General features: G+C 52.7%; 3 protein-coding genes. All 3 read left to right on the top strand.

Going from position 1 to position 2,071, the window contains the following annotated elements:
- A partial coding sequence (traF, locus tag C8R30_RS15595) for a conjugative transfer signal peptidase TraF (RefSeq protein WP_107790557.1) occupies positions 1-416 on the top strand: 416 nt, incomplete at its 5' end.
- Entirely contained in the window at positions 413-667 is a 255-nt protein-coding gene (locus C8R30_RS15590; protein WP_258192090.1) for a hypothetical protein, read from the top strand. The genes traF and C8R30_RS15590, both read left to right, overlap by 4 nt.
- Before the next feature lies 1 nt (position 668).
- Positions 669-2,071: ArdC family protein (locus tag C8R30_RS15585; RefSeq protein WP_146162713.1), on the top strand; the 1,403-nt coding region annotated here is incomplete at its 3' end.

Here is a 2,071-nt window from a genome sequence, read left to right as displayed (position 1 = left end):
ATGAACCTGTTACAAAAGGAGCGTACGTTGCCTTCTGTCCGCCGCAACGCGATGTGTTTGATTGGGCTGCAGCCCGAGGCTATATCCATCCGGGAGATTGTCCTGAGGGTTACGGTCAACTGCTCAAACGTGTGCATGCGGTTGCCGGTGATACGGTTCTGATCGATCAGTCCGGCATTACGGTCAATGGTGAATTATTACCGAACAGCGCACCGATCCACACCGACGCCTATGGCGCCGCATTGCCGCAATACCGGCTCAATGCGGTGCTCGGTGAGTCTGAATTTTTGCTGCTATCCGATCTCAATCCTCACTCATTTGATGCACGCTACTTTGGCGTCATCGAACGCGCACAGATGGTGCATGTTGTGCGTCCCGTTTTTACCCTCAATCTTCAAAAGGAGTGTTTGCCATGAATAATCCTGCAGATGATGAAACAAACCCGGAAATGATTCCGGCTATCCCTGATACCGGCTTGAACGACCGGGGGATGCGCCGTCAGGTGATAGCGTTAAAACTCTTCGATGCACAAACACCGGGATTTCAGGCTGAATTCGATCCCGATGAAGCGGAATTGTTGGGTGCATTCAGGGAAGAGGCCTTGAGTGAAATCGATGCACTGAACAGCAGTATCGATCAACCGGAATCAGCTGATGGAGGGCAATGACATGGACACCTCCAGAAAAGCCTACCATGAACAGGTCGCCGAGAGTCTGATCGCACAATTGAAACAAGGCACGGCGCCATGGCAAAAACCATGGCAGCCAGGTGATCCGCTGTTGTCGTTTCCGCATAATCCGACCACCCAAAAACGCTACCGGGGCATCAATGCGCTGTATCTGATGAGCAAAGGGTATACCGATCCGCGTTGGCTGACCTATAAACAGGCAGCCGCTATGAGCGCACAAGTGCGCAAAGGCGAAAAGAGCACCTGGATTCAATACTGGAAATTTACCGATGAACGCATCAAGCAGGATGATAACGGTAAGCCGGTACTCGATGGTAACGGTAAACCCCTCAAGGCAATAGTGAAGCTGGAACGTCCTCGCGTGTTTTATGCCTCCGTATTCAATGCGGATCAGATCGACAACCTGCCCGAGCTTGTCATCGCTCCACCCAGCTGGGATCCGATCGAGCGTGCAGAACAGATACTGCGGGCCTCCCGTGCCGTGATTGAACACGGTGAGTATGACCGAGCCTTTTACCGGCCACTTACAGACCGGATACACCTGCCGCACAGGCACCAGTTTGAAACGCCGGATCGCTATTACGCTACAGCCTTGCATGAACTTGGTCACTGGACGGGACATGCATCGCGCCTAAATCGCGATCTGGCGCACCCGTTCGGCAGCGAAGGCTATGCCAAGGAAGAGTTGCGTGCAGAGATTGCGAGCATGCTGCTCGGGTCTAACCTCGGTATCGGTCATGATCCCGGCCAGCATGTGGCCTATGTCGCATCATGGATCAAGGCACTCGAAGAAGACCCTTTGGAAATATTCCGCGCTGCAGCCGATGCGGAAAAAATTCAGGACTATGTGCTGGCATTTGCCCGGCAGCAGGAATTGATACATCAGGAGGCTATTAAAATGGATGAGATCAGACAGAATATCGCAACGTATACCGCAAGTCTCACACCCGACCTTGCCACGGTGGCTCGGCAAAACCATCAGCAGCTGCAAAAACTCATCGAACACCTGCCGGTGCAACAACAAAACGCCCTTTATCTGGTGGCCGACGCACTGAAGTTCTATCGGTACTTAAGTATCGATAACCACGAGTTTGAACAAACCTCCCAGAACAAAATGGGATTGTCCATCCCTGCCGATTGGAACGGACGCGTTGCCATACAAGGCAGCGTCGTGGAATCGGATGATGACGGCACCCATCATGTGATACCGGCAAAAGAGGTGAGGGTTGATCCTGAATTCTGGGGTATTTACGCACAGCGCAATGATCAAACTTGGGTCTGGATGGCAGATTTCGATGTGGAGCAACAGGCCATCGATGCAGCGGAGAAGCTGGCATTGATCGAGGCGATGGCCGAGCGCAGCGAATATGAAAAAGCCGTGAA

It is taken from the genome of Nitrosomonas nitrosa (genome assembly GCF_003051105.1).
In the GTDB taxonomy this organism is placed as follows: Bacteria; Pseudomonadota; Gammaproteobacteria; order Burkholderiales; family Nitrosomonadaceae; genus Nitrosomonas; species Nitrosomonas nitrosa.
Note: the sequence above shows the minus strand (reverse complement) of the source record. Positions and strands in the feature narration are given on the sequence as shown.

Excerpts from the sequence above, each read along its gene's own strand:
- C8R30_RS15590 (WP_258192090.1), top strand. The coding sequence starts at position 413 with ATGAATAATCCTGCAGATGATGAAACAAACCCGGAAATGATTCCGGCT.